The 24,861-nt window shown below is 72.0% G+C and carries 25 protein-coding genes and 1 pseudogene; 12 read left to right on the top strand and 14 right to left on the bottom strand.

Going from position 1 to position 24,861, the window contains the following annotated elements; genetic code table 11:
- Nucleotides 1–112 precede the first annotated feature (112 nt).
- The gene (locus DSC45_RS02190) at nt 113–550 is read right to left on the bottom strand and encodes a gamma-glutamylcyclotransferase family protein (RefSeq protein ID WP_119286459.1); all 438 of its coding nucleotides are present in this window, start codon (nt 548–550) and stop codon (nt 113–115) included.
- Nucleotides 551–675: 125 nt separating this feature from the next.
- On the opposite strand from DSC45_RS02190, the gene DSC45_RS02195 reads away from it, so the two are divergent.
- The 3 genes from DSC45_RS02195 (at nt 676) to DSC45_RS02205 (ending at nt 3,889) form a co-directional block, all read left to right on the top strand.
- Nucleotides 676–2,124: an NAD(P)H-quinone dehydrogenase gene (locus tag DSC45_RS02195; protein ID WP_119286461.1), complete on the top strand. Its 1,449-nt coding sequence runs from the start codon at nt 676–678 to the stop codon at nt 2,122–2,124.
- A 185-nt stretch (nt 2,125–2,309) separates the two neighbouring features.
- Nucleotides 2,310–3,287 (top strand): DeoR/GlpR family DNA-binding transcription regulator, encoded by a 978-nt coding sequence (locus tag DSC45_RS02200; protein ID WP_119286463.1) that lies wholly within the window; start codon nt 2,310–2,312, stop codon nt 3,285–3,287.
- A gap of 116 nt (nt 3,288–3,403) precedes the next feature.
- On the top strand, nt 3,404–3,889 hold the full coding sequence (locus tag DSC45_RS02205; RefSeq protein WP_240434331.1) for a Uma2 family endonuclease: 486 nt from the start codon (nt 3,404–3,406) through the stop codon (nt 3,887–3,889).
- Nucleotides 3,890–3,988: 99 nt separating this feature from the next.
- Here the strand turns inward: DSC45_RS02205 and DSC45_RS02210 are convergent, their stop codons facing one another.
- A complete protein-coding gene (locus DSC45_RS02210; protein ID WP_119286839.1) occupies nt 3,989–4,549 on the bottom strand; it encodes a TetR/AcrR family transcriptional regulator in 561 nt (186 codons plus the stop codon).
- A gap of 258 nt (nt 4,550–4,807) precedes the next feature.
- Complete coding sequence (locus DSC45_RS02215) at nt 4,808–6,580, bottom strand: acetyl/propionyl/methylcrotonyl-CoA carboxylase subunit alpha (RefSeq protein WP_119286465.1); 1,773 nt, start codon at nt 6,578–6,580, stop codon at nt 4,808–4,810.
- A 397-nt stretch (nt 6,581–6,977) separates the two neighbouring features.
- On the opposite strand from DSC45_RS02215, the gene DSC45_RS02220 reads away from it, so the two are divergent.
- Nucleotides 6,978–7,454, top strand: coding sequence for a hypothetical protein (locus DSC45_RS02220; protein ID WP_119286467.1), 477 nt, complete (start codon nt 6,978–6,980; stop codon nt 7,452–7,454).
- A gap of 30 nt (nt 7,455–7,484) precedes the next feature.
- On the opposite strand, the gene DSC45_RS02225 is transcribed toward DSC45_RS02220, so the two are convergent.
- From DSC45_RS02225 to DSC45_RS02235, 4 genes are all read right to left on the bottom strand, one after another.
- Nucleotides 7,485–8,105 (bottom strand): nucleoside triphosphate pyrophosphatase, encoded by a 621-nt coding sequence (locus DSC45_RS02225; RefSeq protein WP_119286469.1) that lies wholly within the window; start codon nt 8,103–8,105, stop codon nt 7,485–7,487.
- Between the two features lie 172 nt (nt 8,106–8,277).
- Complete coding sequence (locus DSC45_RS36755) at nt 8,278–8,406, bottom strand: morphogenic membrane protein MmpB (RefSeq protein ID WP_276145434.1); 129 nt, start codon at nt 8,404–8,406, stop codon at nt 8,278–8,280.
- A 91-nt stretch (nt 8,407–8,497) separates the two neighbouring features.
- On the bottom strand, nt 8,498–8,707 hold the full coding sequence (locus DSC45_RS02230; RefSeq protein WP_119286841.1) for an acyl-CoA carboxylase subunit epsilon: 210 nt from the start codon (nt 8,705–8,707) through the stop codon (nt 8,498–8,500).
- 29 nt (nt 8,708–8,736) lie between these two features.
- The gene (locus tag DSC45_RS02235) at nt 8,737–10,344 is read right to left on the bottom strand and encodes an acyl-CoA carboxylase subunit beta (protein ID WP_119286471.1); all 1,608 of its coding nucleotides are present in this window, start codon (nt 10,342–10,344) and stop codon (nt 8,737–8,739) included.
- A gap of 180 nt (nt 10,345–10,524) precedes the next feature.
- On the opposite strand from DSC45_RS02235, the gene DSC45_RS02240 reads away from it, so the two are divergent.
- Nucleotides 10,525–11,409, top strand: coding sequence for a biotin--[acetyl-CoA-carboxylase] ligase (locus tag DSC45_RS02240; protein WP_119286473.1), 885 nt, complete (start codon nt 10,525–10,527; stop codon nt 11,407–11,409).
- Nucleotides 11,410–11,492: 83 nt separating this feature from the next.
- Here DSC45_RS02240 and DSC45_RS02245 read toward each other — a convergent pair whose 3' ends face one another.
- On the bottom strand, nt 11,493–11,888 hold the full coding sequence (locus DSC45_RS02245; RefSeq protein WP_119286474.1) for a hypothetical protein: 396 nt from the start codon (nt 11,886–11,888) through the stop codon (nt 11,493–11,495).
- Nucleotides 11,889–11,940: 52 nt separating this feature from the next.
- Between DSC45_RS02245 and DSC45_RS02250 the strand changes: the two genes are divergently transcribed.
- Nucleotides 11,941–12,393: a MarR family winged helix-turn-helix transcriptional regulator gene (locus DSC45_RS02250; protein WP_119286476.1), complete on the top strand. Its 453-nt coding sequence runs from the start codon at nt 11,941–11,943 to the stop codon at nt 12,391–12,393.
- Nucleotides 12,394–12,869: 476 nt separating this feature from the next.
- Nucleotides 12,870–13,970, top strand: a complete 1,101-nt coding sequence (locus tag DSC45_RS02255) for an adenylate/guanylate cyclase domain-containing protein (RefSeq protein WP_119286843.1) — start codon at nt 12,870–12,872, stop codon at nt 13,968–13,970.
- A gap of 81 nt (nt 13,971–14,051) precedes the next feature.
- Here the strand turns inward: DSC45_RS02255 and DSC45_RS02260 are convergent, their stop codons facing one another.
- Entirely contained in the window at nt 14,052–14,837 is a 786-nt protein-coding gene (locus DSC45_RS02260; protein WP_119286478.1) for an enoyl-CoA hydratase/isomerase family protein, read from the bottom strand.
- 177 nt (nt 14,838–15,014) lie between these two features.
- On the opposite strand from DSC45_RS02260, the gene DSC45_RS02265 reads away from it, so the two are divergent.
- Nucleotides 15,015–16,157, top strand: coding sequence for a GGDEF domain-containing protein (locus DSC45_RS02265; RefSeq protein ID WP_119286480.1), 1,143 nt, complete (start codon nt 15,015–15,017; stop codon nt 16,155–16,157).
- Nucleotides 16,158–16,644: 487 nt separating this feature from the next.
- Here DSC45_RS02265 and DSC45_RS02270 read toward each other — a convergent pair.
- A pseudogene (locus DSC45_RS02270) lies at nt 16,645–17,096 on the bottom strand (DUF6624 domain-containing protein); the annotation flags it as partial.
- Nucleotides 17,097–17,326: 230 nt separating this feature from the next.
- Here DSC45_RS02270 and hutH point away from each other — a divergent pair.
- Nucleotides 17,327–18,895, top strand: coding sequence for a histidine ammonia-lyase (gene hutH / locus DSC45_RS02275; protein WP_119286482.1), 1,569 nt, complete (start codon nt 17,327–17,329; stop codon nt 18,893–18,895).
- 77 nt (nt 18,896–18,972) lie between these two features.
- Here the strand turns inward: hutH and DSC45_RS02280 are convergent, their stop codons facing one another.
- Nucleotides 18,973–19,311 carry a hypothetical protein gene (locus tag DSC45_RS02280; RefSeq protein ID WP_119286484.1) on the bottom strand — a complete coding sequence of 113 codons (339 nt, stop codon included), beginning with the start codon at nt 19,309–19,311 and terminating at the stop codon, nt 18,973–18,975.
- Between the two features lie 130 nt (nt 19,312–19,441).
- Here DSC45_RS02280 and DSC45_RS02285 point away from each other — a divergent pair, with 130 nt between their 5' ends.
- The 3 genes from DSC45_RS02285 to DSC45_RS02295 all read left to right on the top strand — a co-directional run bounded on the left by DSC45_RS02285 (nt 19,442) and on the right by DSC45_RS02295 (nt 22,346).
- The gene (locus DSC45_RS02285) at nt 19,442–19,876 is read left to right on the top strand and encodes a hypothetical protein (RefSeq protein ID WP_240434332.1); all 435 of its coding nucleotides are present in this window, start codon (nt 19,442–19,444) and stop codon (nt 19,874–19,876) included.
- A 329-nt stretch (nt 19,877–20,205) separates the two neighbouring features.
- Complete coding sequence (locus tag DSC45_RS02290; protein ID WP_119286486.1) at nt 20,206–21,477, top strand: L,D-transpeptidase; 1,272 nt, start codon at nt 20,206–20,208, stop codon at nt 21,475–21,477.
- A 158-nt stretch (nt 21,478–21,635) separates the two neighbouring features.
- On the top strand, nt 21,636–22,346 hold the full coding sequence (locus DSC45_RS02295) for an SDR family oxidoreductase (protein WP_119286845.1): 711 nt from the start codon (nt 21,636–21,638) through the stop codon (nt 22,344–22,346).
- Nucleotides 22,347–22,409: 63 nt separating this feature from the next.
- On the opposite strand, the gene DSC45_RS02300 is transcribed toward DSC45_RS02295, so the two are convergent.
- The 3 genes from DSC45_RS02300 to DSC45_RS02310 form a co-directional block, all read right to left on the bottom strand.
- A complete protein-coding gene (locus tag DSC45_RS02300; protein WP_119286487.1) occupies nt 22,410–22,658 on the bottom strand; it encodes a DUF6332 family protein in 249 nt (82 codons plus the stop codon).
- Between the two features lie 22 nt (nt 22,659–22,680).
- On the bottom strand, nt 22,681–23,379 hold the full coding sequence (msrA, locus tag DSC45_RS02305) for a peptide-methionine (S)-S-oxide reductase MsrA (protein ID WP_119286489.1): 699 nt from the start codon (nt 23,377–23,379) through the stop codon (nt 22,681–22,683).
- Nucleotides 23,380–23,582: 203 nt separating this feature from the next.
- Entirely contained in the window at nt 23,583–24,701 is a 1,119-nt protein-coding gene (locus DSC45_RS02310) for a hypothetical protein (protein WP_119286491.1), read from the bottom strand.
- Nucleotides 24,702–24,861 lie beyond the last annotated feature (160 nt).

Here is a 24,861-nt window from a genome sequence, read left to right on the forward strand (position 1 = left end):
GCGCTTGTTCTTGGTCACCGGTCCGTGGAGGGGTCGTCCCCTGGGCGGCCCGGCGGCCTCGTCCTCGATCTCTTCCAGGCCTCGTCCGGGGCTCAAGATCGGCTGATTCGCCTCAACAGGGCCGTTTCCGCAACTCCATGACGTAGTCGTGCGGCGCCCCCGCGGACTCCGCCGCATCCGCGATGTCCCCCAGGTACCGGGCGGACGGCAGCCCGCCCTCGTACCCGTTCAGGACATAGACCCAGGCCGGGAGCTCACCCTCCAGCGTCTGCACCCTGATCCGCATGCGCCGGTATATGTCGAGCCCGACGCCCTCCCAGCGGTCCATCGAGTCCTGGTCCAGCGGGGCGATGTCGTACAGCGTGACGAAGACCTGCGAACGGGGCGCTTCCACGACCGTGGCCAGCGCGCCCTCCCAGCCCATGTGCTCACCGCCGAACGTCAGTCGCCAGCCGTTGAGCCAGCCCGTGGCACGCAGCGGCGAATGCGGGGCGCGGCGTGACATGAGCCGCGCGTCGAGATTGCCGGCGTACGCGGCGTAGAGCGACATGGGACCGAGGGTACGACAGGGACTCTCCCCGTTCGCGCCGTCCGGCGCTCCGCGCACCCGCTCCCCCCCATGGCGGCCGCACGGATGCCGCCCCCGCCGCGAATCGCGTCGAAGCGTGCGGGACAATGGAGTACGTGACTCGGATCGTGATCATCGGTGGCGGACCCGGCGGATACGAAGCGGCCCTCGTGGCGGCTCAACTCGGCGCGGAGGTGACCGTCGTCGACTGCGACGGACTCGGCGGGGCATCGGTGCTGACCGACTGCGTACCGTCGAAGACTCTGATCGCCACGGCCGAGGTGATGACGACCTTCGACTCCAGTTACGAAGAGCTGGGCATCATCGTCGAGGACGACACCCCGCACGTGGACACCCCGGCCCGCGTGGTCGGTGTCGACCTCGGCAAGGTCAACCGCCGCGTGAAGCGCCTCGCGCTCGCCCAGTCCCACGACATCACCGCGTCCGTGACGCGCGCCGGCGCCCGGGTCATGCGCGGCCGCGCACGGCTCGACGGTCTGCAGTCCACCGACGGCTCGCGCCAGGTCATCGTGCGCGCGGCCGACGGCAGCGAGGAGACGCTCACCGCGGACGCCGTGCTGATCGCCACCGGCGGGCACCCGCGCGAGATCCCCGACGCGCTGCCCGACGGCGAGCGCATCCTCAACTGGACGCAGGTGTACGACCTCGACGAGCTGCCCGAGGAGCTCATCGTGGTCGGATCGGGCGTCACCGGCGCCGAGTTCGCCGGCGCCTACCAGGCGCTCGGCTCCCGGGTCACGCTCGTCTCGTCCCGCGACCGCGTGCTGCCCGGCGAGGACCCGGACGCCGCCGCCGTACTCGAGGACGTGTTCCGGCGCCGCGGGATGAACGTGATGGCGCGCTCCCGTGCCGCCTCCGCGAAGCGGGTCGGCGACCGCGTCGAGGTGACGCTCTCCGACGGGCGGGTGATCTCCGGTTCGCACTGCCTGATGGCGGTCGGCGCGATCCCCAACAGCGAGGGCATGGGCCTCGAGGAGTCCGGCGTACGGCTCAAGGAGTCCGGCCACATCTGGACCGACAAGGTCTCGCGGACCAGCGCCCCCGGTGTGTACGCGGCCGGTGACGTCACCGGAGTCTTCGCGCTCGCCTCGGTCGCCGCCATGCAGGGCCGGATCGCGATGTACCACTTCCTCGGGGACGCGGTGCAGCCGCTCGATCTGAAGACGGTCTCGTCGAACGTGTTCACCGACCCGGAGATCGCCACCGTCGGTTACACCCAGGCCGATGTGGACGGCGAAAAGATCGACGCCCGCATGGTGAAGCTTCCGCTGCTGCGCAACCCGCGCGCCAAGATGCAGGGCATCCGGGACGGCTTCGTCAAGATCTTCTGCCGTCCGGGCACCGGCATCGTGGTCGGCGGTGTGGTCGTCGCGCCGCGTGCCTCGGAGCTGATCCACCCCATCTCGATCGCGGTCGACAACAATCTGACGGTGGAACAGATCGCAAACACGTTCACCGTGTACCCGTCCCTGTCGGGATCGATCGCCGAGGTGGCCCGGCAGCTGCACACCCGCAAGACGGCGGACGAGGGCTGAGGCAGCGGCGGGCGCCGGTGACGTGGAAGTACGCCCGGTGGTACGCGCGGTGGGAGTCCTGGCGTAACGCCCGGGTGCATTCCCGGAGTTCGCCTATATCACCTCCCACCCGGCGGTGCGAACAATTTCCGTTAGTCGGCGCAAACTGCTGAAAGCAGACGGTCGTTGGGGTTACTGTCAGTTTCGTGTTCGCTGCAGAACGTCGCCAATTGATCCTCGAAATGGTGCGGGCCAACGGGGCGGTTTCGCTCCGTGAGCTCGCCCGCGTCGTCCAGACCTCCGAAGTAACCGTACGGCGGGACGTGCGGGCGCTGGAGGCAGAAGGACTCCTCGACCGCCGGCACGGCGGTGCGGTACTGCCGGGCGGTTTCACGCGAGAATCCGGCTTCCCGCAGAAGTCCCATCTCGCGACCGCCGAGAAGACGGCCATCGCCGATCTCGCCGCGGGTCTCGTCGAAGAGGGCGAGGCCATCGTCGTCGGCGCCGGCACCACGACCCAGGAGCTGGCCCGCCGGCTCGCACGGGTGCCCGGCCTCACGGTGGTCACCAACTCCCTCCTGGTCGCCCAGGCCCTCGCCCACGCGAACCGCGTGGAGGTCGTGATGACCGGTGGGACCCTGCGCGGCTCCAACTACGCCCTGGTGGGCAGCGGTGCGGAGCAGTCCCTGCAGGGGCTGCGCGTCTCCCGGGCCTTCCTGTCCGGGAGCGGCCTGACCGCGGAGCGCGGCCTGTCCACCTCCAACATGCTCTCGGCGAGCGTGGACCGCGCCCTCGTACAGGCCGCGGCCGAGGTGGTCGTCCTGGCCGACCACGGCAAGCTCGGCGCCGACACCATGTTCCAGACGGTGCCGACGGACGTCATCACGCACCTCGTCACCGACGAACCGCCGGTGCACGACGAGCGCGCCGCCACCGAACTGCAGGCACTGGCGGACCAGGGCGTGCAGGTCGCGGTGGCCGGGCCCGCCGCGGACGACCCGGGGACCGTCCCCGGAGGCGAGCCCGCTCCGGCGGGACGCCGACCGCGCCGTGACGTGCCACTGCAGAGCCAGCGCCGGGTCAACTCCCCTGGCACGCCACCGCAGTTGCGCAGCACCGCCCACCTCGCACCGGAGTCCGCAGCCGTCGAACGGGCCCGGGTGGCGGACCTCCGCAGGAGGTAGCTATCGGCGGCGCGGGTCGCGGGGAGGTGTCCGGCGGCCGGCGAGGCGCCTGCGGCACCGGGACGCGGGCCGGTCGCATCGTGATCGACCGGCCGCCGACGAGGAGGTGGACAGCGATGACCCTTCCCGCGCTGCACCCGCGCCCCGGAAACCTGCGCGAGGTCGCTGAGCAGATCGAAGCGTCCACCGGTCTGCGGGTCGAGATCATCGGGGGCAGTCTCGTGATGGCCCCCACCCCGCGGGGCAAGCGTGCGGGCACGATCCGGCGTCTGCGTGTGCAGATCGAGGCTCACCTGCCCGTGGGCCTGGCGCCGTACGAGGTGTCGTCCGTCGCCATGCCGGACGACCCCGACGACTACGCGACGCCCGATCTGACGGTTCTGCCCGTCCAGTGGGACGAGGACGACGCGTGGCTCGCCGACCCGCGCGATGTCGCGTTGGCCGTCGAGGTCATCTCGCAGTCCGAGAAGGCCGAGGACATCACGGACAAGAACGGCTGGTACGCCCGAGCCGGCGTCGCCGTGCTCCTCGTCCTGGACCCGCGTACCGGCCGCTGGACCCTGCACACGCGTCCCAAGGACGGCGAGTACCGGGGCAGTTGAACGGCGTCTACGGGGAGGCGGTCGACCTGCCGGCGCCGTTGCCGTCGCCGGTCGCCACGGAGGTGCTTCCCCGGTACGGCTCCTGACGGACGCGCCGGTTCAGGCGTCCTGGCAGTCCGCCGTGATGCCTCGGAGGGTCAGGGTGAGGAGGCGGTCCGCGAGCGCCGGGTCGGACGGGGTCTCCTCGGAGGCCAGGGCGATGGCGTTGGTGAGCTGGAGAAGGTCACCGATCGTGACATCGGGGCGTACGGATCCGGCCACCTGGGCCCGGGCCAGCAGCTCGCCGCCTGCCGTACGCATCGGATTGCTGCACCGGGACAGTGCGGAGGCCTCGTCCTGGCCCGCCGACAGCAGGGCCCGGGACAGGCCGCGGTACTCGCCCGCGTGCCGGACGACCGCCCGCAGCCAGGTCACCAGGGCCGTGCAGGGCCGCGGGTCGTCGAGCAGTGCCCGGGAGCGGTCGAGCAGGTCGGCCACCGCCTCCTCGAAGACCGCGCTCATCAGGGCGTGACGGTTCGGGAAGTGGCGGTACAGGGTGCCGATGCCGACGCCCGCGCTGCGCGCGATCTCCTCGAGCGAGGCGTCCGTGCCGTGCCGCGAGAAGGCGGTGCGGGCCGCGTCGAGCAGCCGGCCGTGGTTGCGGCGGGCGTCGGCGCGCATGGTGCGGGCGGGCGCGCCCTCCGCCCGGTCCTCCGCGGATACCGTCACCGTTTCCCCGCCTCCCCGCTCGTCGGGCACTGGTCGCCCTGGTGCTCTTGCCTCCAGGATGCCACCGGATCGCCGGGGCGTTCGGGGCGAGGGCGGTACGGCTGTGCGCGCGGCCCGCGACCCGGGCGGGGAGGGGGCGTACGCCGAAGGGCCCCGCCTCGACTGCCTTGCCCGGCGGGGCCCTTCGGGAGGTGCGTACCTGCGGGTGGCTCAGTCCTTGATCTCGCAGATGAGGGCGCCGGCGGTGATGGACGCGCCGATCTCTGCGACCAGGCCCTTGACGGTGCCGGCGCGGTGGGCGTTGAGGGGCTGTTCCATCTTCATCGCTTCGAGAACGACGACGAGTTCGCCCTCCGCGACTTCCTGGCCCTCCTCGACGGCGACCTTGACGATGGTGCCCTGCATCGGGGACGCGAGAGTGTCGCCGGAAGCGGCGGCCTGGGATTTGCGGGCCGCACGGCGCTTCGGCTTCGCACCGGCAGCGAGTCCGGTACGGGCCAGGGACATGCCCAGCGAGGACGGCAGGGACACCTCGAGGCGCTTGCCGCCGACCTCGACGACGACGGTCTCGCGGTCGGCCTCCTCCTCCGCCTCGGCATCCGTGCCCGCGGCGAACGGCTTGATGTCGTTGACGAACTCCGTCTCGATCCACCGGGTGTGCACGGTGAACGGGTCGGCGGAGCCGGTCAGTTCGGGAGCGAACGCGTCATCGGTGACCACGGCACGGTGGAACGGGATCGCCGTCGCCATCCCCTCCACGGTGAACTCGGCGAGCGCACGGGCGGCGCGCTGCAGAGCCTGCTCACGGGACGCGCCGGTCACGACCAGCTTGGCGAGGAGGGAGTCCCAGGCCGGGCCGATCACGGAGCCGGACTCGACACCGGCGTCCAGGCGCACTCCGGGGCCGGCGGGCGGGGTGAAGGTGGTGACGGTGCCGGGCGCGGGCAGGAAGTTGCGGCCCGGGTCCTCACCGTTGATCCGGAACTCGAAGGAATGGCCGCGCACCGGCGGGTCGTCGTAGCCGAGTTCCTCACCGTCCGCGATCCGGAACATCTCTCGGACCAGGTCGAGGCCGGTGACCTCCTCGGTGACCGGATGTTCCACCTGCAGACGGGTGTTGACCTCGAGGAACGAGATCGTGCCGTCGACGCCGACCAGGAACTCGACGGTGCCCGCACCGACGTATCCGGCCTCCTTGAGGATGGCCTTCGAGGCCGTGTACAGCTGCTCGTTCTGCTCGTCGGACAGGAACGGGGCCGGGGCCTCCTCGACCAGCTTCTGGTGCCGGCGCTGCAGCGAGCAGTCCCGCGTCGAGACCACGACCACGTGGCCGTGGGTGTCGGCCAGGCACTGCGTCTCCACGTGCCGGGGCTTGTCGAGGTAGCGCTCCACGAAGCACTCGCCACGGCCGAACGCCGCCACCGCCTCACGCACCGCCGACTCGTACAGCTCCGGTACTTCCTCGAGCGTGCGGGCGACCTTCAGGCCGCGGCCGCCGCCACCGAACGCCGCCTTGATCGCGATCGGCAGGCCGTGCTCCTCGGCGAACGCCACCACCTCGTCCGCACCGGACACCGGGTCCGGCGTCCCCGCCACCAGCGGCGCACCCGCACGCTGCGCGATGTGGCGTGCCGCGACCTTGTCCCCCAGATCACGGATCGCCGACGGCGGCGGACCGATCCAGGTCAGACCCGCGTCCAGGACCGCCTGCGCGAACTCGGCGTTCTCGGAAAGGAATCCGTAGCCCGGATGTACCGCATCCGCACCCGAGTCCTTCGCCGCAGCCAGCACCTTGCCCATGTCGAGGTAACTGGTCGCCGGTGTGTCACCGCCCAGAGCGAACGCCTCGTCGGCCGCGCGGACGTGCGGTGCGTCCCGGTCCGGATCCGCGTAGACGGCTACGCTCCCGATCCCGGCGTCCCGGCACGCCCGGGCCACGCGAACAGCGATTTCGCCACGATTGGCGATGAGCACCTTGCGCACGATGACTCCCTCCTTGAGAACAAGCCGATTTTAGGGACTGCCGACACGGCCCCACGACCCGTCCCCAATGGTGACCTTGCCCACACGGAGCGTGATTCGAGGCTCGCTGGAATCGTGAAATCCCCTGTCGCACCACGGTACGCCGGGTTCCTGACCCGCACAGTAACTCCCGGGTGTGGCCCAGGTCTCTGTCGGTGAGGTCCCTGACGCGGTGCCTGTCTTTGTGGGACCCCTACTAATCGGGGGAGCAAACTTTGCCGTCGTGTGAAACCGCTGAGTGATCCCCTCGAAACGGGTGCGCGATCACCTGCGCGAACCCGACGAGGCCCTTGTCCTGCCTCCTACTCGTTAGTAGCGTGCGCGATGTTCTTCGTACTGGCGGTAACGGCTGGAAGGGGTGGGCGTCGTGGCGCGCAGACCGGTGGCCCTGGTGGCGGCGATCGTGCTCTTCGTCGAGGCGGTCGGCATCGTGATGCTGCACTGGATCCTCGGAGCGGTGGTCGATAACCAGTCGATGTCACTCGCCGGCCTGGACCCGGAGGCCATGGCGCTGTCCACTCGCGTCCTCGGGGTCGTCTTCGGCCTGTATCTCGCGTGCTGCGGCGTCATGTTGCTGCGTGCGGGGCTCAGGGACCGGGCGCCCGGCCGCTTCTCGCGGGTGCTGCTGGTGGCCGCCGCGGTGGTGCACGGGGTGCTCGGCGCGCTGTGCGTGGGCCTGGTCGGCTGGGCCGCGTTCGCCGGGCTGATGGTGGTGCTCGGCCTGATCGTGCTCAGCCTGGTCTGCTACCCGCGCGAGGGCGACGCCCCCGGCCCGCCGTCCGACCGGCCGGTGAACGGCACAGGGAGCGGCGGCACCGCGCCTGCGGCGGTCTGAGGCCTCAACCAGTCGCAGGCAAGGGCCAGTTCACGAAGCCGTGGACTCCTGCCACAGGTCGACGATCGACACCCCGAGCTCGGCCAGCAGGGTGCGAAGCAGCGGCAGCGAGAGCCCGATGACCGTCCCGTGGTTGCCCTCGATCGCCTCGACGAACGGTGCCGAACGCCCGTCGAGGGTGAACGCGCCCGCCACGTACAGCGGTTCGCCGCTCGCCACGTACGCCGCGATCTCCGCGTCCGTCGGCTCGCCGAAGCGCACCGTGGTGGACGCGGTCCCGGCGACCCGACGGCCGCTCGCCGTGTCGATCACGCACTGGCCGGTCTGCAGGATGCCCGCCCGGCCCCGCATCGCCTTCCAGCGCGCCGTCGCCTCCTCGGCGTCCGCGGGTTTCCCGAGCGCCTCGCCGTCCAGCTCGAGGACGGAGTCGCAGCCGACGACGAGTGCGTCGGCGGCCTCGTCCCGCGCCGCCACGGCGGCGGCCTTGGCCTCGGCGAGCACCCGGGCCAGCTCGCCGGGGTTCGGGGCGGTGAGCGCGTCCTCGTCGACCCCGCTCACGATCACCTGCGGGTCGAGCCCGGCCTGCCGGAGCAAACCGAGCCGGGCCGGGGACTGCGAGGCGAGGACGAGGCGGCGGCGCTGATCTGTCATGCCCGCAAGCCTAGCCAGCCGTACGGACGGGTCCCTACGGCTGGTGCGCGCACCGGCCGGGACACGAAAGACCGGGACACGAAAGAGCGGACCGGCCCGTGCGGAGGGTACGGGCCGGTCCGCGTGTGGGGGGTGGTTCATGTCGTGCCCGCACGGGACCTCGCGGTACGACCTAGGGGAGTCCGAGCACGATCATGGCGAGGACCATGGCGAGCGCGACGACGAGTCCCGCGCGCCGGAGCATGGCCTGGGTCTCGCGCACCTCCCGTGTCGGCTCGTTGTCGGGGTCGGACCAGAGCATGCAGCCGATGGTGCCGGGCGGGGGTGTGGTGCGCCTGAGTACGCGTACTCAACTGTCCCTGGAAACTTCGGCGTCCTACCGGCGCTGCCGGTCACCCCGGCCAGTAGGTACGGGCCCACGCCGTCGGACCGGGGGCGGGCAGGCGGTGGCGGGCCACCCGCGCCGGATCGGCCCAGGCGTCCGCGGGCTCGGCCGCGCCGGACGCCTCGCCGGCCATCGCCGAGGTGCGGGCCTGCACCACCGCCAGTGCGGCGGCCAGTTCCTCCGGGGTCGGGTTGCCCCGTACGACCTTGATCATCAGGCCTCCTTGCGGGTCTGCGGCGGTGTCGGCTACAGCGGGATGTTGCCGTGCTTCTTCGGGGGCAACGACTCGCGCTTGGTGCGCAGTTGGCGCAGGCCGCGGACGATCTGGCGGCGGGTCTCGGAGGGCATCACGACGGAGTCGATGTAGCCGCGCTCGGCGGCGGCGTAGGGATTGAGGAGGGTGTCCTCGTACTCCTGGATGAGCTCCGTGCGGACCGTCTCGCGGGTGTCGTCGGGGGCGGAGGCGATGGTGCGCCGGTGCAGGATGTTCACCGCGCCCTGCGCGCCCATCACCGCGATCTGCGCGGTCGGCCACGCCAGGTTGATGTCCGCGCCGAGATGCTTGGAGCCCATCACGTCGTACGCGCCGCCGAACGCCTTGCGGGTGATGATCGTGATCAGCGGCACGGTCGCCTCGGCGTAGGCGTAGATCAGCTTGGCGCCGCGGCGGATGATCCCGCCGTACTCCTGGTCCGTGCCCGGCAGGAAGCCGGGGACGTCGACGAAGGTCAGGACCGGGACGTTGAACGCGTCGCAGGAACGCACGAAGCGTGCCGCCTTCTCCGAGGCGTCGATGTCCAGGCAACCGGCGAACTGCATCGGCTGGTTGGCGACGATGCCCACCGGCCGGCCCTCCACGCGGCCGAAGCCGGTGAGGATGTTCGGCGCGAACAGGGTCTGCGTCTCCAGGAATTCACCGTCGTCGAGGACGTGCTCGATCACGGTGTGCATGTCGTAGGGCTGGTTCGCGCTGTCCGGGACCAGCGTGTCGAGTTCGCGGTCCTCGTCCGAGGTCTCCAGATCGGCCTCCTCGGGGAAGGCCGGCGGCTCGCTGAGATTGTTCGAAGGCAGGTACGACAGAAGGGACTTGACGTACTCGATGGCGTCCTTCTCGTCGCTCGCCATGTGGTGCGCGACGCCCGAGGTCGCATTGTGCGTACGGGCACCGCCGAGCTCCTCGAAGCCGACGTCCTCGCCGGTGACCGTCTTGATGACGTCCGGTCCGGTGATGAACATGTGCGAGGTCTGATCGACCATCACCGTGAAGTCGGTGATCGCCGGCGAGTAGACCGCGCCACCCGCGCAGGGTCCGACGACCAGCGAGATCTGCGGAATCACGCCGGACGCATGGGTGTTGCGGCGGAAGATCTCGCCGTACATCCCGAGCGCCGCGACGCCCTCCTGGATACGGGCACCGCCGGAGTCGTTGATGCCGATGATCGGACAGCCCGTCTTGAGGGCGAAGTCCATCACCTTCATGATCTTCTGCCCGTAGACCTCGCCGAGCGCGCCGCCGAACACAGTGAAGTCCTGTGAGAAGACCGCCACCGGACGCCCGTCGACCGTGCCGTAACCGGTCACCACACCGTCCCCGTACGGCCGGTTCTGCTCCAGGCCGAACGCCGTCGAACGGTGCCGCGCGAACTCGTCGAGCTCGACGAAGGAGCCCTCGTCGAGGAGCAGTTCGATCCGCTCCCGCGCGGTCAGCTTGCCCTTCGCATGTTGCTTCTCCACCGCACGCTGCGAGCCCGCATTGTTCGCCTCGTCGACCCGCCGCTGCAGATCCGCGAGCTTTCCGGCGGTCGTGTGGATGTCAATGGCTTGCGTCTGCTGCAGCTGTTCCGGCTCGGACATCGGGATGCGGCTCCCTGCCTGTTCACGGTTTCGATGGGGGACGGAACGGTTCCGTGCGGACGGAACTGTTCGCAAGGGGCTCTGACATGGCGTGCTGATCGACATGGGCTACTGATCCGTAGCGTATCGGCGCGACCGCGCGGGGGCAGTGCGTCGTATCCCACACCTAGGCTGTCTTGCATGACGACACCGGACCCCTCCCACGGGAGCGACAAGGGCGACGCGAGCGGATCCGCCGGCCGTTGGTCGGACCTGGACCGCCCGCCCCTCGACGTGACCGCCCTGCGCCGCGCCCTGGTACGCCCCGGCTCACTGTGGACCTCGATCGACGTGGTCGAGGCGACCGGGTCGACCAACTCGGACCTGGCCGGGCGCGCCGACGGCCGCGCGGGCGCGGTGCTCGTGGCCGAGGAGCAGACCGCGGGCCGTGGGCGCCTGGAGCGGACCTGGAGCGCGCCCGCGCGCTCCGGCCTGTTCTTCTCGGTACGCCTCGAGCCGGGGGACGAGGTGCCGGTGGAGCGCTGGGGCTGGCTGCCACTGCTCGCCGGTGTCGCCGTCGCCACCGGGCTCGCCCGTGCGGCCGGCGTCGACACCGGTCTGAAGTGGCCCAACGACCTGCTCGTCACCGTCGACGGCGAGGAGCGCAAGGCGGGCGGCATCCTCGCGGAGCGCGCCGGCGACGCGGTGGTACTCGGCATCGGGCTCAACGTCTCGCTGCGCGCGGACGAACTGCCCGTACCGGCCGCGGGATCGCTCGCGCTGGCCGGCGCGAAGTCCACCGACCGCGACCCGCTCCTGCGGGCCGTCCTGCGGTCCCTGGAGCAGTGGTACGGCGACTGGCGTGCGGCCGGCGGCGATCCGGCGGAGTCCCGGCTGCAGGAGACCTACGCGGCGGGCTGCGTGACGCTCGGGCGGCCGGTGCGTGCGGAGCTTCCCGGCGGCAGCTCCCTGACGGGCGAGGCGCTGGCCATCGACGGGGACGGGCGACTGGTGATCGGGACATCGGCCGGGGTGAAGGAGCCGGTGTCGGCAGGGGACGTGGTGCATCTGCGGGCGGCGGAGTGAGGCGGGTGCCGCTTCGGTGACCCGGGCGGGGCCCGGCCGCTCGGCGACTGCGGCGGGCGGCGGCGGACGGACGGCGCCGGGGCTCAGTCCGTGAGCAGTCCCGCGCGGGCCCGCGCCCAGGTCTCCCGCGGGTCGAAGCCAGGAGAGGTCCACGTCGTCGACGTCAGCGACCCACGCCCCCGATAGGCCCGCATGATCTCGACATGCGGCGGCCACGCCACGAATCCCCGCAGCGCCGCCTCGTCGCGCCACACGGCGACCGCACCGCAGCGCCGTGCGGCGGGCCGCGCCCAGAGCCACATCCCGTGCGCTCCCTCCAGTTCCGGCCAGCCCGCCGCGAGCCGCCGCGCGGCCCGGTGCACCCCCGGCAGGTCGAGGAGCCGGTCGAGCCGGAAATCGGTGACGCTGACGAGGACGGGACCGCCCTGTCCGTCGTCGGGCCCGGACGTCCACGACGCCCTCAACAAGTTCGTACGCATCTGCTTACGATCTGCCTGAGCTTATTATTTGTCAACGGGTACGTTCGTCCGCATGAACGCAGCTCCCGGGAACCCGCCGCGTCCCGACCTCGCCGCGATGGTCGTCCCCCTGGGCCGCGCCCTGACGGCCGCCGAGCAGCCCGTCCTCGACACCCACGGCCTGACCATGTGGGCGTACGCGGTGCTGTCCCACCTCGACGAGACACCGCTGCGCACCCAGGCCGCGCTGGCCGGGGCCATCCATGCCGACAAGACCCGGATCATCGCCGTGCTCGACGATCTGGAGGCCCGCGGTCTGCTCACCCGCGAGCCGGACCCGGCGGACCGCCGCGCGCGCCTGCTCTCCCTCACCCCCGAGGGCCGCCGGCTCCGGGACACCGTCCGGGACGGCATCCAGCAGGAGGAGGCCCACCTGCTCGAGCGCCTCCCGCCAGCCGACCGCGCCGCCTTCCTGCGGAGCCTGCGGACGCTGTACGAGGTGAGCCGCGGCGGTACGGGGCGCTGACCGGCCCCCGGAGTCGTACGGCCCGGCGAGGTGTGCCGTGCCGTACGTCCGGACCGTGCCGAGCGGAGTGAGCCAGGGCACACCTGCCGTATCGTTGAGGCCGGTCGTTATCAGGCCGCGGCAGATCGGAAGGGCAACACGCAGTGACCGTCGACGACAGCGGCTCAGGCTCGGGTTCCCGTCCCGCCCCTCGGCCTGCCGACGGGCCCGGAGGCGGCGGCCAGTCGGAGCCCGGCGGAGGTGGCGCCCCGAAGGGGGCCCCGGATCCGTCCCTCGCGGCAGAGCCCCGCGACGAGCCCCGCACACCCTCGAGCGACCCGGATGGCGGTCCCGGCGGGGACGAATCCGGAGCGCACGCGACCGGTCTTCCGGAGCCGGCCGGTCCAGCGGAGAGCGGCCCGCCACGCGACGAGGCTCCGGGCGGCCATCAGGCCGGCGTCTGGGCGACCGATCTGCCCGACGGCGACGACGTCCCCATGCTGCGGCAGGTGCCCGATGTGACCTCGCCCGCTCCGGACAGCGCGGCCGAGCCCGGCGAGGACCCGCTGGCGCTCCGCCTCGAGCAGCTGATCCTCGGGGCCGAGCGCCGCTACACCGCCTTCCAGGCGGCCCGTTCCGCCGGTGTCTCGATGGAGCTCGCCTCCCGTTTCTGGCGGGCCATGGGCTTCGCCGACATCGGCCAGGCCAAGGCGCTCACCGAGGCCGACGTGCTCGCCCTGCGGCGACTCGCCGGCCTGGTCGAGGCGGGCCTGCTCAGTGAGGCGATGGCGGTGCAGGTGGCGCGTTCCACCGGCCAGACCACCGCGCGGCTCGCCGACTGGCAGATCGACTCGTTCCTCGAGGGCCTCACCGAGCCTCCCGAGCCCGGGATGACCCGTACCGAGGTCACGTATCCGCTGATGCAGCTGCTGCTGCCGGAGCTCGAGGAGTTCCTGGTCTACGTCTGGCGGCGGCAGCTCGCGGCCGCGACGGGACGGGTCGTCCAGGTCGCCGACGACGAGGAGATGGTCGACCGGCGGCTGGCGGTCGGCTTCGCGGACCTGGTCGGGTTCACGCGGCTGACCCGGCGGATGGAGGAGGAGGAGCTCGGCGAGCTGGTCGAGGCCTTCGAGACCACCTGTGCGGATCTGGTCGCCGCGAACGGCGGCCGGCTGATCAAGACCCTCGGCGACGAGGTGCTCTTCTCCGCGGACGACGCGGGGACGGCCGCGGAGATCGCCTTCCGGCTCATCGAGACGATGGCGAACGACGAGACGATGCCGGAACTGCGGGTCGGGATCGCCTTCGGGACCGTGACCACGCGGATGGGCGACGTGTTCGGTACGACGGTGAATCTGGCCAGCCGGCTCACGTCGATAGCCCCCAAGGACTCGGTCCTCGTGGACACGGCCTTCGCGGAGGACCTGACGCGCACCGGGGATGCCCCTGCTTCCGAGGCGGAAGCGGCGGAAGTGGCTTCCCGGGCGGAGAAGGAGGGGGTGGAGGTGCCCTCCTATCGGTTCGCACTGCAGCCGATGTGGCAGCGGCCCGTGCGCGGGCTCGGTGTCGTGGAGCCGTGGCTGCTCACGCGGCGGTAGGTCGTCCGGTTTCGGGGGCCGCCGGTACGAGCCCCTCCGGCGTGCGAGGGCAGGGCGGCCTCCCGGGCCCGGGCTCGTGTACTACCAGTTCGGCTTCCGCTTCTCGGCGAAGGCGGCCACACCCTCCGCGCGGTCCGGGGAGAACGCCACCGAGCGCCACGCGGCGTCCTCGACCTCCAGGCCCGCCCGGAGGTCGAGACCGTGGCCGAGGCGGAGCGCACGCTTCGCCGCCCGCAGGCCCACGGGGGAGTGCGCGGCGATCCGGTCCGCGAGCGCCAGTGCTTCCGTACGGTCCGCACCCTCGTCGACGAGCTGGTCCACGAGTCCGATCGAGGCGGCCTCCGCGGCCGGCACCCGACGGGCCGTGAAGATCAGTTCCGCGGCCCGGGCCGCACCCACCCGCCGCGGCAGCAGTTGTGTACCCCCGCCGCCCGGGATCACGCCGACCGACACCTCCGGCAGGCCGACCACGGCGGTGCTGTCGGCCACGATCAGGTCGCAGGCGAGGGCCAGTTCGAAGCCGCCGCCGAGTGCGAAACCGTGCACCGCGGCGATCGTCGGCACCGGCAGGTCCAGTACGCCGGTGTACGCGGCCCGCGCGGTCGGCCGCTGGGCGACGAGGTCCGCGTCCGTGAAGGAGTTGCGCTCCTTGAGGTCCGCGCCGACGCAGAACGCCTTGGGGTGCGTGGAGGTCAGGACCACCGCCCGTACGCCGGGGTCCTCGCCCAGTGCCGTGCAGGCCGCGGCCACGGAACGGGCCATCTCGGTGGACACCGCGTTCATCGCCTTCGGCCGGTCGAGCACGAACTCGGCGACGTGCCCGTGCCGCCGTACCTCGACGAATTCCCCGAACCGCTGCTCGGCCATGATCGCGTCCTCCTGGTTGCCGGCCCGCGCCGGTTAACGTCGGTTAACCCGCCGATCATCGCAGGCCGCGCCGTCCCGGGAAACCCCTGGCCGGGATGGTCCGCCGCAGTCTCCCGGTGGACCCCGGTTCGCCGTATAAAAGCCTCACGATGCGACATCACTACGTAATCTGGGGCAATGGGTGAGGATGATCGCCTGCGTGCCGTGGTGACGCTGGCCCAGGCCATGGCAGCCGCTCATACGCCGCGTGCGTCGTGGCGGGCTGCGGCGCAGGGCGCACGGCACGCGCTGGCGGGCAGCTTCGCGGCGCTGTCGGTCTGGGAGCGCGACCGGGGCAGGCTCAGGGTCCTGGTGAACGTGGGCCACCTGGCGCCGGGGGAGGAGGAGTTCCCGGCGGAGGAGGCGTATCCGGTGCATCAGTTTCCGGAGATCGCCGAGTTCCTGCACGAGCGGTGGGCCGGTGGCGGCGAGCCCGACGCCTGGGTGGAGACCGCCGCGGGCCCCGCGCCCGGCGACGCCGGGTACTGCCATCAGCGGGTCGCCGCGCTGCGCCGCCGCGGCCGCGGCTGCTGCGTCGTCGCCCCGATCGTGCTGCACGGGCGGGCCTGGGGCGAGCTGTACGTGGCCCGCGCGGGCGGGGACCCGGTGTTCGGGCCGGCCGATGCGGAGCTGGCCACCGTGCTCGCCGCCGTGGCCGCTGCGGGCATCGCGCAGACCGAGCGCCTGGAGGAGGCCAGGCGCCTCGCCTTCACGGACGCACTGACCGGTCTCGCCAACCGGCGCGCGCTCGACGCCCGCCTGGAGGAGGCGGTGGACCGGCACCGCGCGGTCGGCACCGTGGTCTCCCTGGTCGTCTGCGATCTGAACGGCCTGAAGCGCGTCAACGACACGCACGGGCACGCGGTCGGCGACCGGCTGCTGGAACGGTTCGGCTCGGTCCTGTCCCTGTGCGGCGCGATGCTGCCCGGCGCGCTCGCGGCACGGCTCGGCGGCGACGAGTTCTGTCTGCTCGCGGTGGGGCCGCCCGCCGACGACGTGGTGCGGGTGGCGCAGGACCTCTGTGCACGGGCCCTCGAACTGGGCCTCGGTGAGGGCGTGGCCTGCGGGATCGCGTCCACCGGCGACCAGATCGGCCCGGTCGGCTCGGCCCGCCGGCTGTTCCGCCTCGCGGACGCCGCGCAGTACCGGGCGAAGGCGGCCCGGGCCGTCGCGCCCGTGGTCGCGGGTCGCGCGGGCCCCGACGACCCGGTGGTCCGCCTGGCCGACGCCCCCGACCCCGACCCGGACACTCCGGGCGAACGTCGCCGCTTCCGGCGCTGAGGCGGGTGACGGCGGTCTGGGGGGCCCGGTGGTCCGCCCTTGATCTCCTCCGGCCTCTGTACGGGAGGGTCCGGGGCGGCTCTGTCGGTGGGTCTGGTCTCGGGGCCGGTGGGCCGTTGGGCTGCTGGGGTCGTCGGAGTGGCCGGCCTGGGGAGTGTCGGTGGTCCGCCTGGCCGACGCCCCCGACCGCGACCCGGACACTCTGGGCGAATGTCGCCGCTTCTGGCGCTGAGGCGGGTGACGGCGGTCCGGGGGTTGGCTTGGTGGTCCGCCCTTGATCGCCTCCGGCCTCTGTACGGGAGGGGCCGGGGCGGGCTCCGTCGTGGGTCTGGCCTCGGTGTCGGTGGGCTGTTGGGCTGTCGGGGGCCGTCGGAGTCGCCGGCCATCGCAGTCGCCGGCCTGGGGAGGCTCGGGTGTGCGGGGTCTCAGGTGGCCGGGGCGGTGGGCCTCGGGGTCGAGTGTTCTCAGGGTGCAGGGCTCCGGGCCCGGTGTATCGGCTCACGTACGTGTCGAAGGGGTCGATGCCGGCCTCGGCGCGGAGGTCGTCCACGCGCTCGGGCTCCTCGCAGGGCCACGGCACCGGTGCGCCGTCCTGCACTCCGGCGATCTGGGTGCCGTAGATCCGCGGATGGCCCTCGTCGACCAGGGTTCGGTCCCGCAGGAAGGCCGGTTCGGGCCTGCCGGCCGTGCCGGCGGCGACCGCCTGCTCGAGCAGCCCGAGCGCTCGGCGCCGGAGGTCGAGCTGTCGGTCGGCGTGCTGGGCGATCAGCCAGGCGGCTCGGCCTCCTCGCCGGCTCGGTCCGCCGTCGGCCGGCCGTAGGCGTCCATGATGGCGCCGAGCCGGTCGGCGTGCTGTGTGGTGAGGCGCCGCCAGGGCGGCTGCTCGGCGGGGTGGTCGCTGTTCGCGTGAACCGAGGCCCGCCGGCCGGCCCCGGCCATGGCGGTGAGTTCTCCGGCCGGTGCGGCGAGGTGGTGCGCCACGCTCAACTCCCCTGTCGCAGCCGTGCGTTGGGCCCGTACCCGGTGAACCCTGCGCCGGAACGCCCGCCCGGTCCGCCGGCCACGCGACCGCCTTCGCAGTGGCCGTCGGCCGGTGCCCGGCGGTCCCTGGTGCCCGGGGCCCACCCGTGACAGTCGTCGATTCAGTCCGTACGCTGCTGAATATGGATATGCACACTGTGGTTCTCGGGGTGGCCGGAGTGTCCACGGCGGATGTCGTCGCCGTGGCGCGCGGGAACGCCCGGGTGGAGCTGTCGCCGGAAGCACTCGACGCACTGGCCGCCTCGCGGGCCGTGATCGACGCACTCGCCGCCAAACCGGAGCCCGTGTACGGCGTCTCCACCGGCTTCGGCGCCCTCGCCACCCGGCACATCAGCCCCGACCTCCGCGCCCAGCTGCAGCGCAACATCGTGCGTTCGCACGCCGCGGGCATGGGCCCGCTGGTCGAGCGCGAGGTCGTACGCGCCCTGATGTTCCTGCGCCTGAAGACGGTGTGCTCCGGGCGGACCGGCGTACGCCCCGAGGTCGCGCAGGCCATGGCCGCCCTGCTCAACGCCTCGATCACCCCGGCCGTCCACGAGTACGGCTCGCTCGGCTGCTCCGGCGACCTGGCGCCGCTCAGCCACTGCGCCCTGACGCTGATGGGCGAGGGCGATGCGGAGGGCCCCGACGGGACCGTACGGCCCGCCGCCGAACTGCTCGCCGCGCACGGCATCGAGCCCGTCGAGCTGCGCGAGAAGGAAGGCCTTGCCCTCCTCAACGGCACCGACGGCATGCTCGGCATGCTGATCATGGCCATCGACGACCTCGAACGCCTCTACCGCAGCGCCGACATCACCGCCGCGCTCAGCCTGGAGGCCCTGCTCGGCACGGAGAAGGTCCTCGCACCCGAGCTGCACGCCATCCGCCCGCACCCGGGTCAGGGCGCCGCGGCCGCCAACATGCTGAAGGTGCTTGCCGGTTCGGGCCTCACCGGCCACCACCAGGACGACTCGCCGCGGGTCCAGGACGCCTACTCGGTGCGCTGCGCACCGCAGGTCGCGGGCGCCGGCCGCGACACCCTCGCCCACGCGCGCCTGGTCGCCGAGCGCGAACTCGCCGCCGCCGTCGACAATCCGGTGGTGCTTCCCGGGGGTACCTCCCACGACGGAGTCGTAGGGGGAGGGCGGGTCGAGTCGAACGGCAACTTCCACGGCGCGCCCGTCGCGTACGTACTCGACTTCCTGGCGATCGCGGCGGCCGACCTCGGGTCGATCGCCGAACGCCGCACCGACCGGCTGCTCGACAAGAACCGCAGCCACGGACTGCCGCCGTTCCTCGCCGACGACGCGGGCGTCGACTCGGGTCTGATGATCGCCCAGTACACGCAGGCCGCCCTGGTCAGCGAGTTGAAGCGGCTCGCCGTTCCCGCCTCGGTCGACTCCATCCCGTCCTCCGCGATGCAGGAGGACCACGTGTCGATGGGCTGGTCCGCGGCCCGCAAGCTCCGTACCGCGGTGGGGAACCTCACCCGGATCATCGCCGTCGAGCTCTACGCCGCCACCCGCGGCATCGAACTCCGCCACGGCCTCGAGCCGGCGCCGGCCGGCCGTGCGGTGATCACCGCGGCGCGTGCGGCGGGCGTCGCCGGCCCGGGACCCGACCGGTTCCTGGCTCCGGACCTGGCCGCCGCGGAGGAGTTCGTGGGCCACGGCGGTCTGCTCGCCGCGGCCGAGTCGGTGACGGGCGCGCTGGACTGACCTGGCCGGGCGCTCCCGGACGCACTACTGCCGCTTCGGCGGGTACGGGAAGGAACGGGGTTGGCGGCCGGGGCGGATCAGGCCGTCGCCCCGTCGGGGCGGGAGCTCGAGCGGCCTCGGCGTACGGCGTGGGCCACGAAGCCCGCGCCCACGCCGAGGAAGGCCGTACCGCCGATCAAGTAGGGCGTGGTGTCGACCGAACCGGTGTCCGCGAGCCGGGGCTCGTCCGCCCGTGCGGTGTCCGTGCCCTCGACCGACTCGGCCTGGCCGTGGATCGCCTGCCGGGCCTGCTGCTCCTGCTCGACGCGCTGTTCCTCCAGGTCCGCCGTCGCGTTGGCGGAAGGGACGAACCACAGGGCCGCGAGCAGCGAACCTGCTGCGGACGCGGTGATCACGAAGCGACGAGCGACGGACACGGAATCGATCCCCTTTGTGGCGCTGGTGACTTGGAGGCGATGGGGCATCCTCCTGCCGTAGGAGCCGATGCTAATGAAAGGCGCGGGTCGTGGGAAAGCCAGGAGGGCCCGGAGTCGTACGCTCCGTCATATGAACGCACCCGAAGCATCCCGTTTTGTCCGACTGCGAGTAGAGCTCGTCCTCGAGGTCACCGACTCCGGCGACCTCGCCGACGCGGCTTTGACCCGCATCGGTGACGACGCCTACATGCCGGCCGATGAGCGCGCGCACGCCGAGGCGGCGGTACGTGAGGACGAGTCGGAGGCGCTGGCCTTTCTCGTCGACCCGGTGGACCTGGTCGGACAGGTGCCGGGCGTCGCCCTCACTCAGGCCTCGTGGAGCAGCGAACCCGTCGACTACGACCCCGACGACCCGGACTGGGACGACGACGTGGATGTCGACGTGGACGCGGATGTCGACGAGGACACGGATGTCGACGAGGACACGGATGTCGACGAGGACACGGAGGCCGAGGCGGAGGAGATCACCTCGTACGCGGGTCAGGGGGCCGGCGGCAGGGCGTAACCTCAGAGGTGGTATCCGGAGCGATCGCATACGGACCCCGGCGGAGTCGTCGCCGGGGTTCCGGCATGTGTGTGGGGGCAGGCGGGGTGCGTCCCCGAAGGGAGCGGGCCGGCCGGTGAGGGAGCCGGGGCCACGGCTCCCGTAGGGGCGGGAGCGACAGGGAGTCGGAGGCGCGAACACGCTGCGGCGGGCTGTCAAGACACCCGGTGATCAGCGTGGCATTCCACACATCCGCCGCCGATTTGGAACCGGACGTACCGGAAAGACGGTTTAAGAGGTTGCGGGGAAGGCCTGGCAGCCTGCTTCGGGGTTTTGGGGATTCGGCAACGATGGAGAAGCGTGTGATGACGGGAAGCAAGCGGCGTCGGGGCATGGCGGCGGTGTCCGCGCTGCTCGGCGGCGTACTGGTGCTCTCTGCGTGCAGCAGCGACGACGGCGGTGGGGACAAGGGGTCCGACGGCGGCACCGAGAAGACCCAGGATCAGGCGGACAAGGCAGCCGCCAAGGATTCGTCGAGCGCCCGAATAAAGATCACGCCCAAGAACGGCTCCAACAAGGCCGGGATCAACAGCGCCGCCAAGGTCAGCGTCAGTGACGGCGAGCTCACCGAGGTCGAGATGACCACCACGGAGGGCACCGCGGTCGCCGGCTCCATATCCGCGGACAAGAAGAGCTGGAAGCCGGACGACCAGCTCGAGCGGGCCACCACGTACCAGATCAGCGCGGCGGCGAAGGACTCGGACGGCCGCGAGGCGCACGAGAACTCCAAGTTCACCACCGTGTCGCCGGACAACAGCTTCATCGGCAACTACACGCCGGACGACGGCAAGACCGTCGGCGTCGGAATGCCCGTCTCGATCAACTTCGACAAGGCGATCACCAACAAGGCCGACGTCCAGTCGAAGATCACGGTGTCCTCCAGCAGTGGCCAGGAGGTCGTCGGCCACTGGTTCAACGCCAACCGCCTGGACTTCCGGCCCGAGGACTACTGGGACGGCAACTCGACGGTCACCCTGAAGCTGGCCCTCGACGGCGTCGAGGGCGCGGACGGCGTCTACGGCGTCCAGGAGAAGACCGTCACCTTCAAGATCGGCCGCGACCAGGTCTCCACCGTCGACGCCAAGACGAAGAAGATGACCGTCACCCAGGACGGCAAGACCATCAGGACGATCCCGATCTCCGCGGGCTCCCCGGACAACCCCACGTACAACGGCCGGATGGTGATCTCCGAGAAGCACAAGGAGACCCGGATGGACGGTGCCACGGTCGGCTTCACCGACGACGACGGCAAGGGCGAGTACGACATCAAGGACGTGCCGCACGCGATGCGCCTGTCGACCTCCGGCACGTTCATCCACGGCAACTACTGGGGCGACGACTCGATCTTCGGTGGTGCCAACACCAGCCACGGCTGCGTCGGCCTGAACGACGCCAAGGGTGCGAACGACCCGAAGCAGCCCGGCGCCTGGTTCTACGACAACTCGCTGATCGGTGACGTCGTGGTGGTCAAGAACTCGCCGGACAAGACCGTCCAGCCGGACAACGGCCTCAACGGCTGGAACATGAGCTGGTCCGAGTGGAAGGCCGGCTCCGCCGCCTGACAGCGCCCTGCGGGACCCCACGCGCGGCGCCCCGCATCCCCGGCCGAGACCGGGGGTGCGGGGCGCCGTCGTTCTCCGCCGGGGATGCGGGGGCTCCAACGTCCCGTGTGGGTACGCCACTTGCCATGGAGCGCACTCCAGTTCCTAGGGTGCTCGGCATGACCACCAACACCGCGCACGACGTCACCCTCATCACCGGCGGTTCGACCGGCATCGGTGCCGCGACCGCCCGCCGGCTCCTCGCGCGCGGCGGGCGCGTCGCCGTCACCGGCCGGAGGAGTGCCAAGCTGGACCGGCTCGCCGCCGAACTCGACGCGGGGGACGCCCTGTTGACCCTGCCGGGCGACGCGTCGGACGACGCCGCCGTCGCGGCCGCGGTGGCCGCGACGGTCGAGCAGTACGGCCGCCTCGACACGGTCGTCGCGAACGCCGGGTTCGCCGGCGAGGGCACCGTCGCGGACGGCGACCCCGAGGTCTGGCGCTCCATGGTGCTCACCAACGTCCTCGGACCCGCCCTGCTCATCCGGCACGCGCTGCCCGCACTCAAGGAGACCCGCGGCCGTATCGTCCTGATCGGCAGCGTCGCGGGTCAGGTCAACACCCCGGGGAACGTCTACGGCGCCACGAAGTGGGCCGTCACCGGGCTCGCCGAGAACACCCGGCGCCTGGTCACGGAGGACGAGGTGGGGGTCACCCTGATCGCGCCGGGCCGGGTGGACACCCCGTTCTGGGACGGGCCCGGGCCGAACCACGGCGGCATCCTCCTGGACGCCGACCGCATCGCCGAGTCGATCGTCTGGGTGATCGGCCAGCCGGCCGGCGTCGACATCAACACGGTCACGATCCGCCCGAAGCGGCAGCCGCACTGAGGCTTGTCCGACGGGCAACCGGCCGTGAGGGGCGGGTACTTCGGGCCTCTTACGGCCGGGCGGTCAGCGCCCCAGGTCGCGGCGGTGCCGGTAGCCGACCAGTACCCGCACCACACGGGCGATCCACGTCAGGAGCGCGACGACCGTGCCGACCACGACGCCGGCCCCGGACCCGAAGACGAGCACGCACGCCCCGAACCCGAGCGCCGCCAGGACCGTCGCGCTGAACAGCGCGAACATGATCTCGACGGTCGCCTCGTCCTTCTCCCACCGGCTCTCCCGCCCGGCGTCGTGCGGCGGTCGTCCGCCCATGTGCCGTCCCCCTCCGCCCTGCCTACTCCTGTACGGGCGCGATGCCGGTCGGGCACGCGCGGCCCCAGTTCGTCTCGGACGGGGACTCGAGGGTCGCGCCGGTGCCGCCGATCCCGCAGTATCCGTCGGGATTCTTGTCCAAGTACTGCTGGTGGTACGCCTCCGCCGGGTAGAACGGGCGGTCCTCGGCCGGCAGGAGCTCCGTGGTGATCGTGCGGTGGCCGGCCGCGGTGAGCACCTGCTGGTAGGCGTCGCGGGAGACCTCCGCGGCCACCGCCTGGTCGGGGCCGTGGGTGTGGATGGCGGAGCGGTACTGGGTCCCCACGTCGTTCCCCTGGCGGAAGCCCTGGGTCGGGTTGTGGCTCTCCCAGAAGACCTTCAGGAGCTGTGCGTACGAGACGACGGTCGGGTCGAAGACGACGCGGACGGCCTCCGTGTGGCCGGTGAGGCCGGAGCAGACCTCGTCGTACGTCGGGTTCTCGGTCCGGCCGCCCTGATAGCCGACGAGGGTGGTCCACACGCCGGGCGTCTGCCAGAACTTCCGCTCGGCGCCCCAGAAGCAGCCGAGACCGAAGTCGGCGGTCTCCAGGCCCTCGGGGTACGGGCCGAGCAGCGGATTGCCGAGCACCGTGTGCCGCGCGGGGACGGTGAAGGACGGCTCGGGTCGACCGCGCAGGGCCTCCTCGGGGGTCGGCAGGACGGGCGTACGGCCGAACAGCATGGGGTCCTCCAGGTAGAGCGGGGCCTGAGAGCGGGCCTGAAGCCGGGAACCGGCCCGACATCGGGGACAACGTCCGCACACGGCTCCGGATTCCTCACCGAGGTGATCCCACAGGCGGCGCGGCGCACCTGCGGTGACGGCCGCGGTGACCGCGTGGGGATCCGTACGGGACCGGGGCGGGGTCGTGCGTGATCAGCGCGTGATCAGTGCGGCAGGGTGGCAGGGCTGCCGCCGTTCGCCTCGTACCCCGCGACGGCCAGGGCGCGGTAGACCGCGTACTCGGCGGCCGGGTCCGCGGACAGCGTCCAGGGCAGGGCGCCGACGTGGCCGTCGACCGCTATCAGCTGCTCCATGGCCTCGCCCCAGCGCTCGGAGCTGACCAGGAACCAGACGAGCAGGTGCCGTACGTGCGCCGCCATCGGGTCGCCGGGGCGGGCCGAGTGGGCGGCGAACCGGGCGCCCTCGATCGCGTTGCGCACCACCGCGCTCTCCCAGAAGGAGCGCACCAGGGTGACCTCGGGCAGGTGGTCGTAGACCGCGAACAGCGGGAGCGCGGCCAGCAGCGAACCCTGCGGGGAACGGGCGGCAGCGGCCTCGGCGAACTCGTAGGCCGCCTCACGGGAGCCGTGCCACTTCTCGCTGGAGTAGTGCAGTGCGGAGAGATGGGCGCCCATGTGCTGGGGGGCGCGGTCCAGGATCTTCAGCCAGATCTGCTCGAACTCCTCGCGGGAGTAGCCGAGTCCGCGCGCGACCGCCAGCTCCACGATGTACGGAACGGGGTCGCCGGGGGAGAGTAGCGCGGCCTCTCCACAGGCGGTGCGGGCCTCCTCGAGGATGATCCGGTGCTCGTCGGTGCCGGGCGTCGCCGTGCGGAAGGCCTGCTGGACGAGGAACTCCGCGTGCACGGCCGCACCGCCCGCGTCCTTGGGCGCCTCGGACCGCCACACCCGCAGCCACTGGCCTCCGGGCGACTCGGAGACCCCGCCGGGGTGCTGCTGCAGCTCGAGGGAGGCGGCGCCGGCGAAGGCCTGCACGCGCTGCCAGCGCACCTCGCCCTCGATGCCCGTACCGGCCAGGAGCTGGGACGCGGCGCGCCAGTCCTGGGTGCGCTGCACCACGTCCAGGACGTCGAGCAGGTCCTGGTCGGGGCCGGGCATCCGGATGTCGAGGTCCTCCTGGCGCACGAAGTCGTAGTCCGCCGGGTCCGCGGCGTCCGGCGACCCCGGGGCGGCGAGGCGGATACCGCCACGCCTGCGCAGCAGGATCGGCCCCAGAACCGCCCCCAACATGATCACTGCCATCAGCGCCCAGAGAATTCCCATGTCTCAAGCGAACCAGACCGGACGGACAAACGGCGAACCCGTCCCCGAGCCTGTGGAAAACCCGGGTTCCGGTTCGGGTGAGGGCCTGTGGAAAACCCGGGCGCGGACGCCCTCTTGAGGGTGTCGGCCGCCGATCGCCCGCCCGCGCGGCCGGGCGCGG

The sequence above is a fragment of the Streptomyces sp. YIM 130001 genome, assembly GCF_003574445.1.
Classification (GTDB): Bacteria; Actinomycetota; Actinomycetes; order Streptomycetales; family Streptomycetaceae; genus Streptomyces.